This window comes from Massilia sp. FBCC-B171 (genome assembly GCF_059134155.1).
In genome coordinates this window covers 1,690,970-1,705,872 of sequence record NZ_CP101443.1, presented here as the reverse complement: position 1 = coordinate 1,705,872, position 14,903 = coordinate 1,690,970, and the positions used below count along the sequence as shown (strand labels likewise).

Annotated in this window: 12 protein-coding genes and 1 tRNA gene; 8 read left to right on the top strand and 5 right to left on the bottom strand. The window is 65.4% G+C overall.

The annotated features are described in order from the left end of the window. The first annotated feature begins 288 nt into the window (after positions 1-288). From NMB41_RS07695 to NMB41_RS07680, 4 genes are read left to right on the top strand one after another with little or no spacing between them, the layout of a single operon-like run. Entirely contained in the window at positions 289-1,287 is a 999-nt protein-coding gene (locus NMB41_RS07695; protein ID WP_494381881.1) for a glycosyltransferase family 2 protein, read from the top strand. A gap of 7 nt (positions 1,288-1,294) precedes the next feature. Continuing rightward, positions 1,295-2,572: a glycosyltransferase gene (locus NMB41_RS07690; RefSeq protein WP_494381880.1), complete on the top strand. Its 1,278-nt coding sequence runs from the start codon at positions 1,295-1,297 to the stop codon at positions 2,570-2,572. Positions 2,573-2,589: 17 nt separating this feature from the next. Beyond that, a complete protein-coding gene (locus NMB41_RS07685) occupies positions 2,590-3,168 on the top strand; it encodes a D-glycero-alpha-D-manno-heptose-1,7-bisphosphate 7-phosphatase (RefSeq protein ID WP_494381879.1) in 579 nt (192 codons plus the stop codon). Then, positions 3,152-4,198: a glycosyltransferase family 9 protein gene (locus NMB41_RS07680; RefSeq protein ID WP_494381878.1), complete on the top strand. Its 1,047-nt coding sequence runs from the start codon at positions 3,152-3,154 to the stop codon at positions 4,196-4,198. Before NMB41_RS07685 ends, NMB41_RS07680 begins: the two co-directional genes overlap by 17 nt. Here the strand turns inward: NMB41_RS07680 and NMB41_RS07675 are convergent. From NMB41_RS07675 to NMB41_RS07665, 3 genes are all read right to left on the bottom strand, one after another. Beyond that, entirely contained in the window at positions 4,174-6,366 is a 2,193-nt protein-coding gene (locus NMB41_RS07675) for a patatin-like phospholipase family protein (RefSeq protein WP_494381877.1), read from the bottom strand. The genes NMB41_RS07680 and NMB41_RS07675 overlap by 25 nt on opposite strands. A gap of 121 nt (positions 6,367-6,487) precedes the next feature. Then, positions 6,488-6,564: transfer RNA gene (locus tag NMB41_RS07670), tRNA-Pro, on the bottom strand. A 105-nt stretch (positions 6,565-6,669) separates the two neighbouring features. Beyond that, a complete protein-coding gene (locus NMB41_RS07665) occupies positions 6,670-8,556 on the bottom strand; it encodes an MFS transporter (protein ID WP_494381876.1) in 1,887 nt (628 codons plus the stop codon). A 274-nt stretch (positions 8,557-8,830) separates the two neighbouring features. Here NMB41_RS07665 and NMB41_RS07660 point away from each other — a divergent pair, with 274 nt between their 5' ends. After that, entirely contained in the window at positions 8,831-9,037 is a 207-nt protein-coding gene (locus NMB41_RS07660; protein ID WP_494381875.1) for a hypothetical protein, read from the top strand. Here NMB41_RS07660 and NMB41_RS07655 read toward each other — a convergent pair. Together NMB41_RS07655 and NMB41_RS07650 are read right to left on the bottom strand one after the other, a co-directional pair. Further along, positions 9,034-10,353 (bottom strand): homoserine dehydrogenase, encoded by a 1,320-nt coding sequence (locus tag NMB41_RS07655; protein WP_494381874.1) that lies wholly within the window; start codon positions 10,351-10,353, stop codon positions 9,034-9,036. The two genes, NMB41_RS07660 and NMB41_RS07655, sit on opposite strands and share 4 nt — an antisense overlap. Positions 10,354-10,370: 17 nt before the next feature. Further along, a complete protein-coding gene (locus NMB41_RS07650; RefSeq protein ID WP_494381873.1) occupies positions 10,371-11,597 on the bottom strand; it encodes a pyridoxal phosphate-dependent aminotransferase in 1,227 nt (408 codons plus the stop codon). 170 nt (positions 11,598-11,767) lie between these two features. On the opposite strand from NMB41_RS07650, the gene NMB41_RS07645 reads away from it, so the two are divergent. The 3 genes from NMB41_RS07645 to NMB41_RS07635 all read left to right on the top strand — a co-directional run bounded on the left by NMB41_RS07645 (position 11,768) and on the right by NMB41_RS07635 (position 14,895). Next, positions 11,768-12,145, top strand: a complete 378-nt coding sequence (locus tag NMB41_RS07645; RefSeq protein WP_494381872.1) for an Mth938-like domain-containing protein — start codon at positions 11,768-11,770, stop codon at positions 12,143-12,145. A gap of 317 nt (positions 12,146-12,462) precedes the next feature. Next, positions 12,463-12,885: a peroxiredoxin gene (locus NMB41_RS07640; protein ID WP_494382808.1), complete on the top strand. Its 423-nt coding sequence runs from the start codon at positions 12,463-12,465 to the stop codon at positions 12,883-12,885. 231 nt (positions 12,886-13,116) lie between these two features. Next, positions 13,117-14,895 (top strand): PhoH family protein, encoded by a 1,779-nt coding sequence (locus NMB41_RS07635; protein ID WP_494381871.1) that lies wholly within the window; start codon positions 13,117-13,119, stop codon positions 14,893-14,895. Positions 14,896-14,903: the final 8 nt, after the last annotated feature.

The window sequence follows — 14,903 nt, the reverse complement described above, 5'->3', positions numbered from 1 at the left end:
GCGTGCAAGCGCCGCCGAGCGCACATCATGCCCGCCGCGCGCGGGCTTTTTTTCGTCCCTACAACATTTTGACCGCCCTTGCCGCGAGCAGACCGTGTAGGACCAATCCTGCGCCTGTCGGGCAACAGTTCAGCTCCCTTGCTCGCCAAATACCGCATAAGCGGCGTCATCACTTGATCCAGATTCAGCGCCCGCGACAGGCACGGAACTCCGCGGCTCGTCGTGCAATCGAACCACTCGCATCAAGTAAACGCCCCCGTTCATTTACCGGAGAGCAGCATGCGAGGTATGACGCCAAGGACAGCCAGCGGCACGATCGGAATCTCGGTCGTGGTGCCGACCAGCGGGCGAATGGATTTGCTCGACCGCTGCCTCGACGCGCTCACGCGCCAGACCCTGCCCGGCGCGTCCTACGAAGTCATCGTCGTCGACGACGAACCCAACCACAACACCCTGCACCTGGTGGCCGGCTGGCGCGCCCGTACCCTCGAACGCGGCCCGCGCCTGGTCTACCTCCCGAATTCAAACCGGCACGGCCCGGCCGCCGCGCGCAACCTTGGCTGGCGCAGCGCCCAGGCCCCTCTCCTCGCCTTCACCGATGAAGACGCGGTGCCCGCGCCCACCTGGCTGGCGCAGGGACTGGCCGCCTTCGGCGACGACGTCGACGTGCTGTGCGGGCGGCTCGACCTGCGCCTGCCGGCGCGCCTTGCCGAAGCCGGGCATGCCAACCGCGACGAGCCGGACGAACAATTTAGCATTGCCAACTGCTTTTGCCGGCGCAGCCTGCTCGAGCGGCTCGAGGGCTTCGACGAACGCTTCGAACAAGCCGGCCATTGCGACGCCGACCTGTATTTCCGCCTGCTCGCGCTCGACGCGCGCATTGCCCGCGCACCCGAGGCGCTGGTGGTGCTGCCGCTGCAGCAGGCGCCCTGGGGCGCCAGCCTGCGCCGCACGCGCGCGGGCATCTTCGACGCCCTGCTCTACAAGAAGCATCCGCAGCTCTACCGCGAACGCATCGCCGCCGCGCCGCCCTGGGATTACTACCTTGCGGTCGGCGCGCTGCTGGCCGCACTGGGTTTCCTCGCCGCCGGCAGCAGCGCCGGCGCCCTGCTCGCGGGCCTGGGCTGGGTGGCGCTCACGGCGCGGCTGTGCCGGCAGCGCCTGCGCGGCATTGCGCACAGCGCGGCGCAGGTGGCCGACATCGTCGTCACCTCGGCCCTGATCCCGCCGCTGGCCGTGTTCTGGCGCCTGGCCGGGGCGATCCGCTACCGCGTCCGTTTCACTTAAGGCCGCCATGCGACTGAACGAAGCGCTGCTGCGCGCGCCGCCAAGCAGCTGCGCTGGCCACCTGGCCCTCATCAGCGAGCACGCGGCGCCGGGCGCCGGCGAGGGCGGCCAGGACCTGCATGCCGCCAGCCTGGCGCGCGAACTGGCGCTGGCGGGGGTGCACGTCGACATCTTCACGCGGCGCGACGGGCCAGGGCAAAAACCGGTCGTGCAGCTGGGGGAGAAGCTGCGCCTCATCCACGTGCCGGCCGGTCCCGCTCGCCCCGTGCCGAAGGAGCTGCTGCTGCCCTGCATGCCCCGGTTCGCCCGCTTCGTGACGCACTTTGCGCGGCGCCAGGCGGCGCCCTACGACATCGTCCACGCCAATTGCTGGATGTCGGGCATGGTCGCCCAGGAGCTCAAGCTGGCACTCGGCCTCCCCTTCGTCATCAGCTTCCACGCCCTCGGCGACGCGCGCCGCCTGGCCCAGGGCCCGCCCGACGCCTTCCCGCCCGAGCAGGTCCGCATCGAGGCGGAGCTGATGCGCCAGGCCGGCCACATCATTGCCGCATGCGCGCAAGACCGGCTCGACATGGAACAGCTGTACGGGGCGGCGCCGCAGCGCATCACGGTCGCGCCGCGCGGCTTCGACCCGAACGAATTCTGGCCCTTGCCGCGCGCCGCGGCACGCGCGCAGCTGGGCCTGGCCTTGGCGCGCTTCACCGTGCTGCAGCTGGGAAGCCTGGCGCCGCACAAGGGCGTCGACACCGTCATCCAGGGCCTGGCGCTGCTGCGCGAGCGGCACGGGATCGATGCGCAGCTGGTGGTCGCTGGCGCCGGCGGCGGCGTGGAAGCAGCGCGCCTGCGCGCCTTGGCCGGCCAGCTCGGCGTCGGCGAACAGGTGCGCTTCGCCGGGCAGGTGCCGCGCAGCGCCTTGCGCCTGTGGTACGGCGCCGCCGACGTGTTCGTCACCACGCCCTGGTACGCGCCTTTCGGCATCACCCCGGTCGAGGCGATGGCCTGCGCCCGCCCCGTCATCGGGTCGGAAGTGGGCGGCATCACAAGCACGGTGGTGGACGGCCTCACCGGCTTCCTGATCCCCTCGCGCGACCCGCGGGCGCTGGCGGCGCGCCTGGCCCTGCTCCATGCCGACCCGGCGCTGGCGCGGCGCATGGGCGAGGAAGGCCTGTTGCAGGCCTGGCGCCACTACACCTGGCGCGCCGTCGCCCAACAGGCCAGCGCCGTGTATGCCACGGTGCTCGACGAAACCCGGCCCGGCATCGCGTCCGGCTTCATCCCTTTCTAGCGCATGGTGATCCAGGAATGAAAGCGATTTTTCTCGACAAGGACGGCGCGCTGGTCGACAGGCTGCCGCTAGAACCGCAGCAGTGCATCGACCCGCGCCGTATCCGCCTCAGCAGCGGCGCCGGCCCTGCCCTGCGCCTGCTGGCACGGCTCGACTACCGCTTTTTCGTCGTCTGCAACCAGCCCGGCGTGGCCCAGGGCCGCTTCCTGGAGGACGCCATGGGCCCGGTGGGCGACCGCCTGACCGACCTGCTGTTTCGCGAAAACCTCAGCCTCGACGGCTTTTATTATTGCCCCCACGATCCGCTCGGCAGCGTCGCCCCCTACGCCATTACCTGCCACTGCCGCAAACCGCTGCCCGGCCTGCTGCTCCAGGCGTCGGCCGAACATGGCATCGACCTGCGCGCCTCCTGGATGATCGGCAATCTCCTGGACGATGTCGAAGCCGGCAACCGCACCGGCTGCCGCACCGTGTTGCTCGACAATGGCGTCGAGGCGGAATGGCGCCTGGGCCCGCGCCGTGTCCCCACCCGGATGGCGCCCGACCTGTATGCGGCGGCCGTCCTGATTGCCGGGCACCATGACCATGATGAATGAGTGGAACGGCGCCGCCAGCCTGCTGTGCGTGCAGTTCGGCGCCATTGGCGACGTGCTTGCCTGTACGCCGGCACTGCGCGCGCTGCGCGCCCAGTGTCCCGGGCGCCGGGTGACCCTGCTCGCTTCGCCTGCCGGTGCAGCGCTCGGCCCGTATCTGCCGGACGCCGATGCCGTGCTCGCCTACGTGGCGCCCTGGCTGGACAGCACGGCGTCGGCAGCCCACCTCGACTGGATCGCCACGCTGGCAGTGCACGCTTTCGACGGCGCCGTGATCTTCACGCGCCCTGGCGAGAGCGCCCTGCCCGCCGCCCTGCTGTGCCGGCTGGCAGGCATCCCCTTGCGCGCCGCCTGGTGCAATGAACGGCCCTGCCAGCTGCTGACGCACCCGGTCGCCGATCCCGAGCCGGGCGCCATGCTGCGCCATCCGGTGCAGCGCCAGCTCGACCTGGCAGGCCGCCTCGGCGCGCACATCGCCGACGAGCGTCTCGCATTCCTGCCCAGTCCCCGTGACATGGCGGCCGTGGGTGCGCGCCTGCACGCCGCCGGCATCGATCCGGCACGTCGCTGGCTGGCCGTGCATCCCGGCGCCGGCGCCATGGCCAGGCGCTATCCCCAGCAGGCCTGGTGCGATCTCCTGCGTGCGCTGCAGGAGAATATCGGCTGCCCGCTGTTGCTGACCGGCGGCGTGCACGAAAAGGCGCTGATCGATGCCATCGGCAGCGCGTCAGGCATGCGTATCGCGTCGTTGGCCGGCGAGCTGGGCATCGGCGAACAGGGCGCCCTGCTGGCGCAGGCCTCGGCGCTCATCAGCACCAGCGCCGAGACAAGCTGCCTGGCAGCGGCGGTCGGCACCCCGGCCGTCCTCGTGCACGCGCTGACGCACCCGCAGCACACGCCCTGGCGGGTGAGCGCGCGCATGGTGGGCCTTGCCGACCCTCCTGTCGGCAAGTTGGCACTAGCCCCCGTGTTTGACGCCGTGCGCGGCCTGCTGCGGCAGACCGAAGTTCAAGGCAAGCCGATGAACAGATAGAAGGACGAATGTCCGCCGCGCGCATAGCCATAGCCGAGAAACAGCGGACCGACCGGGGTCTCTCCGCCAAAGTAGACCGCCGCCGCCTGCTGCCAGCCCCGGTCCTGCGTCTCGGTAAACCGGTTGCGCGCATCTCCCGCCTCGAGTGCCACGCCAAGGCGCAGGTCGCCCCGTAGACCGAGCGGCATCTTGCCGATGATCTTCTCGCCGCGCAGGCTGGCATAACGGACGTCGTCGGCCAGGATCTGGTTGCGCACATAGCCCGACAGGTTGAGGAAGCCGCCCAGCGCGGCGGCGTTGGCCAGCGGCAAGCGCCCGCTCGTGGAGCCGGTGTGGCTCAGGCGTGCGTTGATCACGTAATCGTTCCAGGTACGGGCCGCACGCAGTTCCGCCGCCAGGCGGCTGTAGCTGCCATCTTTTTCCCGAAACCAGGTAGCGCGGGCCAGCCAGCCACTGGTCGGAAAGAAGGCGCGGTCGAACTGGTCGAAATCAAGCGCCAGCTGAAAGCCCCGCAACAGCGACTCGCCGGTGGGCAAGGTCGGCGCGCCGGTCTCGAGCGACGCATCGCGCTTGCGCAGCGTGTACTCGAGGCGCACCTGGCCCAGGGTGCCGGCGTTGGCACCGACGCCGAGATTGGCGTCGCGGCTGCGCAGGCGATACTGGGCAATACGCTGGTCGTCCTGGTAGGCGTTCAGGCTGTCCCGCACCACGCCCAGCGTTGGCTGCACGAAAAACCGCTGGCGCGCATCCAGCGGCTGGTAGAACTGAGTGAACAGGGTCGAGCGCTCGCCGAACTGGCCGCCGGACAGCCATTCGCCGCCGAGGGAATTGACCCACTTGCGATGATAGGCCGCACGCAGCGCATGGCTGTTTTCATTGTTCGACCCTTCGAGCTCGACGCCGAAGCGCAGGTAATTCGGCCCCCAGCGCTTTTCGGTGGGGGTGACTTGCAAAATGCGGCGCTCTCGCGTGCCGAGCAAGGCGTAGTCGACGCTCTCGAAGTCGCCTTCGCCATACACGCGCGCCAGGCCCGCTTCGAGGCGCGCGGTGTCGAGCGGCTGACCAGGCTGGACGTCGAGGTGCTTGCGCACCAGTGCGGGATTGACCGTGCGCAGGCCGGCAATCTGGACGGCGTCGATGCGCGGCGGCGGCGGCAACGGGCCTTGCAGCTTCCCGGCCCAGGCCGCGTATTGCTCCTGCGGGATGGCCAGGCGCCGCAGCGCCTCGCTTTGCGCCAGCGCCGCGGCGCGGCCGCGCGCGGCGCCCTCGCGGAATTTGTCGAAATCGGCCGCGGTGATGCCGGTCAGGTCGGGACGCATGTAGATGTCGCCGGGCCGGATCAGGGCGCGCGAGGCAATGGCATTCTGTTCGGTCAGGATGCTGACCATCTGGCCAGCGACGCTGCGCAGGGAATCGACCTCCTCGGGACTACGCAGCGGCGAGCCGACATCGACCGCGATGACGATATCGGCCTTGCACAGTGCGCGCGCCTCCGCCACCGGCAAATTGTCGACCAGGCCGCCGTCGACCAGGTAGCGCCCCTGGTAGGGCACGGGCGTGAGCACCGCGGGCACACTCATGCTCGCGCGCATTGCCAGGGCCAGCTCGCCGTCGCGAAAGACCACCCGCTCGCCGCTGCCGATGTCGGTGGCGATGATCGCCAGCGGCAGCGGCAGGGTCCCGATCGTGCGCTCGGCGCGGTCGGCACCGACCAGGGTGTTGAAGAACAGCTTGATTTTCTGGCCACCGACGACGCCGCGCGCCATCTGCATGCCCTCGCGCGTGAGCCCTGTTTCGAGGCCGGGATAATAGCTCTGCGCCAGGCGCCGTTCGCGGTAGTTGGTCTCGCCGCGGGCCGGATCGTCGCGGAACAGGTCGTACCAGTCGACCTGGGCCAGGCGCTCCATCATCTGCCCTGGCCTGACGCCGCTAAGATAGGCACCGGCCACCAGCGACCCCATGCTGGTGCCCGCGATGCAGTCGACCGGCACCCGCAATTGCTCCATTACCTCGAGCACGCCGACGTGGGCGGTACCACGTGCGCCACCGCCGCCGAGCACGAGGCCGATGCGCGGCCGGGCAAGTTCCGCTGCCGCAATGGGCCAGGCAGCCAGGCAGCCAAGCGCCAGGGCCAGCATCGAAACGGTTGGCCGGTACGAGATCGCCATGCCCTGTCCTATGGTTGAGCTACACCTCGGATAAGACCCGAACTCGACAGGTTTGTTCCGGAAAAAGCGGCTGAAAACGAAAAAGGCCAGTCCGAAGACTGGCCTTTCCGATTGATTCTCTTGGTCGGGGCGAGAGGATTCGAACCTCCGACCCCGTGCACCCCATGCACGTACGCTACCAGGCTGCGCTACGCCCCGACTAGCCAGCAATTATACCTGAGACGAAAAATTTTTCTCAGGTTTTTGTGATGCCTAAAGCAAGTTTCCAGCACCCGCTGATGCAGCGCAAACCGGGCGCCAGGCTTACTTCCATTCCCCGCGCAATACCCTGACCAGCTCGTAGAGGTATTCCGGCGTCGCCTCCTGCGGCGCCACCGGCACGCCGACCGCCAGCGCCAGCTTCGAACGCCAGCCGCGCGCGAACGAACGCTCGAACAGGTTGCCCGAATCGCGCGTAAACACGCTGCCCCAGAGGCCGCGCAGGGCCATCGGGATCACGGGCACCTTGCTGCGCTCGACGATTTTCGAGATGCCGCCGCGGAACTCGCTCATTTCGCCGGTCGAGGTCAGCTTGCCTTCCGGGAAGATGCAGACAAGGTCGCCTTCGTGCAGCGCCTCGGCGATGTCGATGAAGGCGCGTTCCATCATGAACGGGTCTTCCTTGGCCGGGGCGATCGGAATGGCTTTCGCCGCGCGGAAGATCCAGCCCAGGAAGGGCGTCTCGAAGATGCGGTGGTCCATCACGAAACGGATCGGACGCGGGCTGGCCGCGCCGATCACGAGGGCATCGACATAGCTGACGTGGTTACACACCAGCACCGCCGGCCCTTCGTGGGGAATGCGCTCCACGTCCTCGGTATGCACCCGGTGGATGGTGTGGATCAGCAGCCAGGCCAGGAAGCGCATCAGGAATTCGGGCACGAGCGAGAAGATGTAGATCGCCACCACGGCATTGAGCAGGGCCGTGACGAGGAACATCTCGGGAATCGAGAAGCCCTGCCCCAGCAGCAGGATGGCGACCCCGGCCGCGGCCACCATGAACAGCGCGTTCAAAATGTTCATGCCGGCGATCGTGCGCGAGACGTGTTTCGGGTCGCAGCGGGTCTGGATCAGCGCGAACAGCGGCACGATGAACAGGCCGCCGAAGATGCCGATCAAGACCAGGTCGGCGAGAATGCGCAGCGCGCCCGGCTGGGCCATCAGGGCGAAGGCATCGACCGTGGCCGTGTTGGTATAGGCCATGCTCGCAAAATACAGGTCGATGCCGAACAGGGACAGGCCGATCGAACCGAAGGGCACCAGGCCGATCTCGACCTTGCGGCCGGAGAGCTTCTCGCACAGCAGCGAGCCGACGCCGATGCCGAGCGAAAACACGGTCAAGAGCAGCACGAAGACGCTGTGGTCGCCGTGCAGGTAATCCTTGGCATACACGGGGAATTGCGACAGCACCAAGGCGCCGTAGAACCAGAACCAGGAATTGCCCAGCATCGACAGGAAGACGGTGCGGTTCTGGCTCGAGAATTTGAGGTTGCGTACCGATTCAGTGACGAAGTTGTAGTTGATTTTTAATTCCGGCACCGGCGCCGGCGACAGCGGGATGCGCCAGCTGGCGGCTAGACCGAACAAGGCCATCAACAGGCTGGCGCCGGCGACCAGTTCGATACCGAAGGGTTTGTGGGCCACCAGCAAGGCGCCCACCACCTCGCCCAGCAGGATGCCCACAAAAGTACCCATTTCGACCACGCCATTGCCGCCAACCAGCTCTTCCTGTTTCAGGTGCTGCGGCAGGTAGGCGTATTTGACCGGCCCGAACAGGGTCGAATGCACGCCCATGCCGACCACGGCGGTGATCAGGAGCCACAGGGTATGGGTCATCCAGCCAATGCCGGCGATGAGCATGATGCCCACTTCGAGCAATTTCACGAAGCGCGCCAGCCTGCCCTTCTCCACCTTGTCGGCGATCTGTCCGGCGGTGGCCGAAAAGACGACATAGGGCAGGATGAACAGGCCGGGAATCAGGTTGTTCAGCAGGCTTGGGTCGAGCGTGGTCCAGGACAGGGCGTCATAGGTCAGGGCGACGAGCAGCGCAGTCTTGAACAGGTTATCGTTGAAGGCGCCGAGGAACTGGGTCCAGAAGAACGGCGCGAAACGGCGTTGCGACAGCAGGGAAAATTGACTCGACTGACTCATGCGGTAGGCCCTGGTGGAGAGTTAGGTAATTTACAACACGGAAGGGCGCGCTACAATCTCTTCTTGCTTTAAGTCATCTTTAAATTGGAATGCTAGCCCGGCAGTACTGTCGGTACCGCGAGCCGCGACAGACCGAAAAAAGCAGATGACTTAACGCAAGGCCAGGCGTTGTTCGCGAAAGCAAGTGGAGTGTGCGCAGGAAACCCAATTGATGGCCCTCAAACGTGTAGTCTCGATTGCTTGTTGTGCAGCGCAGCGTGAGTAGAATGCTCGGATGAATTCGCCCAAGCTCCCCTCCATCCTGAACGGCGCGCTTGACGCACCGTATGACGACATCGAGCAAGCCTTGCTCGATCTCACCACCGCTTCGCTCGACGAGGACGACCTGCCCGCCTCCACGGTCGACGAATTCGCGCTTGAATTCCTGATCGAATGCAGCCGCCCGCCCTGTCCGGGCGGTTCGGCGGCCGGGTCCTGTTAGCTCAGCGTTTCCAGGCGGATCCGGATCACCTTCCCGACGACCGAACCGAGCGCCTCGATGCTTTTGATCGCCGCGTCGACCTTCTTCTCGGGCGTCTCGTGGGTGATCATGATGATGTCGGTCCGGGCGTCGCCGCGGGTGCCCTTTTGCAGCACGGCGTCGATCGAGATGCCGGCGTCGGCCAGGATGCGGGTCAGGTCCGCCATCACGCCGAGCTGGTCGTTCACATAGACGCGCAGGTAGTAGCTGGTCACGATGTCCGACATCGGCAGGATGGCCACGTCGGTCATCTGGTTCGGCTGGAAGGCAAGGTGCGGCACGCGGCAATACGGGTCCACCGTCGCCAGGCGCGTCACGTCGACCAGGTCGGCGATCACCGCCGAGGCGGTCGGCTCCGAGCCGGCGCCCTTGCCGTAGTACAGGGTGGAACCGACCGCGTCGGCTTCCACCAGCACCGCGTTCATCGCGCCTTCGACGTTGGCGATCAGGCGCGCGGCCGGGATCAGGGTCGGGTGCACGCGCAGCTCGATCCCTTCGACGCCGTCCACCGTGGCGCGGCGCGTAATGCCGAGCAGCTTGATGCGGTAGCCGAGCTGTTCGGCGTAGCGAATGTCGTCGGCCTGCAGCGCGCTGATGCCCTCGACGTGGGCCTTGTCGAACTGTACCGGGATGCCGAAGGCGATCGCCGACATGATGGTCAGTTTATGGGCCGCGTCGACGCCTTCGATGTCGAAGGTAGGGTCGGCTTCGGCATAGCCGAGTTCCTGCGCCTGCTTGAGCACGGTGGCGAAATCCAGGCCCTTGTCGCGCATCTCGGACAGGATGAAATTGGTGGTGCCGTTGATGATGCCGGCCACCGATTCGATGCGGTTGGCCGTCAGCCCTTCGCGCAGCGCCTTGATGATCGGCACGCCGCCGGCGACGGCCGCCTCGAAGGCCACCATCACGCCCTTGTCCTGCGCCGCGGCGAAGATCTCGTTGCCGTGCAAGGCCAGCAAGGCCTTGTTGGCCGTGACCACGTGCTTGCCGTTGGCAATTGCCCGCAGCACCAGTTCGCGTGGCAATTCGTAGCCGCCGATCAGTTCGACGACGATGTCGACGTCCGGGCTGTCGACCACCAGGAAAGGATCGTCGACGATCTGGCAGCTGCCATTGGTCAGGCGTGCGGCACGCTCGGTGTTGCGGGCGGCAACCATGGTGATCTCGATACCGCGGCCGGCGCGGCGGCGGATATCTTCCTGGTTACGTTGCAGCACGTTGAAGGTGCCTGCACCGACGGTGCCGATGCCGAGGAGGCCAACTTTGATGGGTTTCATGATCGATTCGTATTGAATTAGCGCGCGTGGCGTCGTCGGTAACCGTCGAGGAAGCGTGCGATGCGTGCACAGGCATCCGTCAGGTCGTCGGAATTGGGCAGGAACACGAGCCGGAAGTGGTCTGGCGACTTCCAGTTGAAGCCCGTGCCTTGCACCAGCAAGACTTTTTCCTCGCCCAGCAGCTGGCAGATGAACTGCTGGTCGTCGGCGATCGGGTACATCGCCGGGTCGAGGCGCGGGAACATGTACAAGGCCGCTTTTGGCTTGACGCAGGTCACACCCGGAATATCGGTCAGTAATTTATGCGCGAGGTCGCGCTGCCTGAGCAGGCGCCCGCCGGGGCCGACCAGGTCGTTGATGCTCTGGTAGCCGCCGAGCGCGGTCTGGATCGCGAACTGCCCCGGGGCATTCGCGCACAGGCGCATCGAGGCCAGCATGTTCAGGCCATCGATATAGTCTTTCGCATGGCGCTTTTCGCCCGAGACCACCATCCAGCCGGCACGGTAGCCGCAGGAACGGTAATTCTTCGACAGGCCGTTCAGGGTCACGAACAGCACGTCGTCGGCCAGCGAGGCGATCGAATCGTGCTGGTGGCCGTCGTAAAGCACCTTGTCGTAGATTTCGTCGGCGTAGATGATGAGGCTGTGCTGGCGCGCCAGCTCGACGATCTCGAGCAGGATTTCGCGCGGGTACAGCGCGCCGGTCGGGTTGTTCGGGTTGATGACGACGATCGCGCGCGTGTTCGGCGTGATCTTCCTGCGCATGTCGGCGATGTCGGGCATCCAGTCGGCCTGCTCGTCGCAGACGTAATGCACGGGCGCGCCGCCGGCCAGGCTCACGGCCGCCGTCCACAGCGGATAATCCGGCGCCGGCACCAGCACTTCGTCGCCGTTATTGAGCAGGCCCTGCATCGACATGACGATCAGTTCGGAGGCGCCATTGCCCAGATAAATATCGTCGATGCCGACATTGGCGATCTTCTTTTGCTGGGTGTAGTGCATGACCGCCTTGCGCGGGGCGAACATGCCTTTCGAATCCGTGTAGCCGGCCGCGCCGTGCATGTTCCGGATCATGTCCTGCATGATTTCATCGGGCGGATCGAAACCGAATACGGCGAGGTTGCCGATATTGAGCTTGATGATCTTGTGGCCGTCGTCTTCCATCTGGCGCGCCTGCTCCAGCGCCGGGCCGCGGATTTCGTAGCAAACGTCGTCGAGCTTGTTCGATTTCAGAATCGGTCGCAAATTGTCACCTTTTTGGTACTAGCCGTTGCCCGCATGTTGCAGTGCGAAAAATACCATTCTGCCGAAAGCGCCAGATTTAAGCAACCTATGGCCCGCCCCGCGCGCGCGCTGCAGAAAACGTGACGAAAAGCTTACAATGGCAACCCATCCCGCCGACAGCGTTTATTACGATGAAGCTCCATTCCGACAGCACCCAACAATACCAGACCGTCACCGGCTATGATGCCGCGGGCGTGGAAATCAACGCCCAGCGTTTCGACTACAGCCTGATCGTGATGCCGGAGGCCCCGCCGCGCGCCTGGCCGGTCAAGCGTTTCGAGGACCTGGAGGCGTCCCACTTCGAGCAGATTGCGCTCGACGCCCCGGATGTCGTCATCCTCGGCACGGGCGAGCGCCAGCGCTTCGTGCATCCGCGCCTGATCCAAGCCCTGTCGGCGCGCCACACCGGCGTCGAGTCGATGGACAGCCAGGCCGCCTGCCGTACCTATAACGTCTTGATGGGCGAAGGACGCAAGGTGACGCTGGCGCTGATTATCGAGAGCGTCTGAGAGCGCCCAAGAAACCTGGCAGGGCAAGGCGCAGTGCCGCATCGGCGGACCGCGAAGACAGTACGAAGGTACGGCGAGGCGCTGCAACGCAGCCATGGCAGGTTTCTTGGGCGCTCTAACTTGCTCTATTGAATGGTGGCACTTAGCCCTCATATTGGATGGGCTATTGACATATCGACATGCTAGACTGGTCTCCGTCTTGAAGCCCGATTATGATGAGCGCCATGCAGGATGGCACGAGGCCGATCCTGCCCTACCAGGAGAACCCCGTGGCCGTCAGCCCCAGCGCAGCAACCGTAGAGAACTTTTCCGCCGCCATGACCGGCGACCAGACCTTCCAGCTCGGCGGGCGTCCGGCCAAGTACACGGTGCTGTATTTCTACCCGAAAGACAACACACCGGGCTGCACCACCGAGAGCCTGGCGTTTCGCGATGCGCACGATGCTTTCCTGGCGGCCGGGGCCGAAGTGTATGGCATCAGCCGCGATTCGCTGCGTTCGCACGAGGGTTTCAAGTCCAAGCTCGGCCTGCCCTTCGAACTGATCTCCGACCCGGACGAACTGGTGTGCCAGCAGTTCAGTGTGATGAAGAATAAAATGATGTATGGAAAGCAAGTGCGCGGGGTCGAGCGCAGTACGTTTGTCGTTGACGCTCACGGCCGATTGGTGAAAGAATGGCGTGGCGTGAAGGTTCCTGATCACGTCGATGAAGTGCTCGAATTTGTGAAGAGCCTGCCTTGAAACGGCGGGCTTAATCGCTCAACTTTCTGGACGAACCCCGTCATTTTGAGTCAACCGTTTTTATCTCAGCATCATTCCAACCCCGCAGCCTGCCACGCCGGCTCGTCAAGCCCTGGCCTGCGCCCCAACGTGTTTCCAGCTTTACTCCCGAGTTGCATCGATCCCGCCCGGCAGCGCGTCGCACGACGCGCTGGCGCGAGGCGTCCTCCACTTTTTTAGATTGAGAACCTGATGCCACTACCAAAAATGCCCAGCAAACCGGCCACGCTGTTGCCGGTAAATGAATACCCGAAAGCCGAAGCCGGCAAATCCCCCGTGCGCGCCATTGCCGCAGCGCCGGTGGAAGCCGATCCTGTCGAAGACCTGATCAGCGGTAAAGCCGTACCTGCTTCCAAATCGAGCCGCGCGCGCAAGGAAAAGAACGCACCGCTGGCCGCCGTTCCATCCACGCAAGGCGAGTCGGCCACCTGGCCGGCCCGTGCCGACACCGGCACGGTCTCCAAGCTCAAGGACACCGACATCGCCGAGCCGCATCCGGCCAAGCACAAGCCGGTCGAAGTCAACGTCAAGTCCTCGACCAGCCGCAAGGCCGACCGGTCGGGCAAGACCAAGGTGTTCGTGCTCGACACGAATGTCCTGATGCACGATCCAAGCAGCCTGTTCCGTTTCGAGGAACACGACGTCTACCTGCCGATGATGACGCTCGAAGAACTCGACGACCACAAGAAAGGCATGTCCGAGGTGGCGCGCAACGCCCGCCAGGTCTCGCGCACGCTCGACGCCCTGATCGCCGACATCGACGACGACGGCATCGAGTCCGGCATCGAACTGTCCAAGCTCGGCAACAAGGATGCGAAGGGCCGCCTGTTCTTCCAGACCAAGCTGCACAGCGGCCCCCTGCTGCCCGAAGGCCTTCCGGTCGGCAAGGCCGACAACCAGATCCTGGGCGTCGTCAAGGCGCTGGCCGCCGAACAGCCGGACCGTGCCATCGTGCTGGTGTCGAAAGACATCAACATGCGCATCAAGGCGCGCGCGCTGGCCCTGCCGGCCGAGGATTATTTCAACGACCACGTGCTGGAAGACACCGACCTGCTGTACTCGGGCATCGTCCAGCTGCCGGACGATTTCTGGGACAAGCACAGCAAGAACATGGAGTCCTGGCAGGAAAACAAGAACGGCAACAACGCGACGTTCTATCGCGTGAACGGCCCCTTCATTCCCAGCCTCCTGACCAACCAGTTCGTCTTCCTCGAGCCTTCCGGCGGCGAAGCGCCGATGTATGCGCAGGTTAAGGAAATCAACGGCAAGACCGCCGTCCTGCGCGTGCTGCGCGACTACAGCCACACCAAGAACAGCGTCTGGGGCATCACCGCGCGCAACCGCGAGCAGAACTTCGCGCTGAACCTGTTGATGGACCCGGAATGCGATTTCGTCACCCTGCTCGGCCAGGCCGGTACGGGCAAGACCCTGCTGGCGTTGGCGGCGGGCCTGGCGCAGGTGCTGGAAACGAAGCTCTACAACGAAATCATCGTCACCCGCGTGACGGTGCCGGTCGGCGAAGACATCGGCTTCCTGCCGGGTACCGAGGAAGAGAAGATGTCGCCATGGATGGGCGCCTTCGACGACAACCTCGAAGTGCTGAACAAGTCCGATTCCGACGCCGGCGACTGGGGCCGCGCTGCCACGCAGGACCTGATCCGCTCGCGCATCAAGATCAAGTCGCTCAACTTCATGCGCGGCCGCACCTTCGTGAACAAGTTCCTGATCATCGACGAGGCGCAGAACCTGACGCCGAAACAGGTCAAGACCCTGGTCACGCGCGCCGGTCCCGGCACCAAGATCCTGTGCCTGGGTAACATCGCGCAGATCGATACGCCTTACCTCACCGAAGGTTCGAGCGGCCTGACCTATGTGGTCGACCGCTTCAAGGGCTGGAGCCACAGCGGCCACGTGACGCTGGCCCGCGGCGAGCGTTCGCGCCTGGCGGATCACGCGAGCGACGTGCTGTAAGCGTTTTT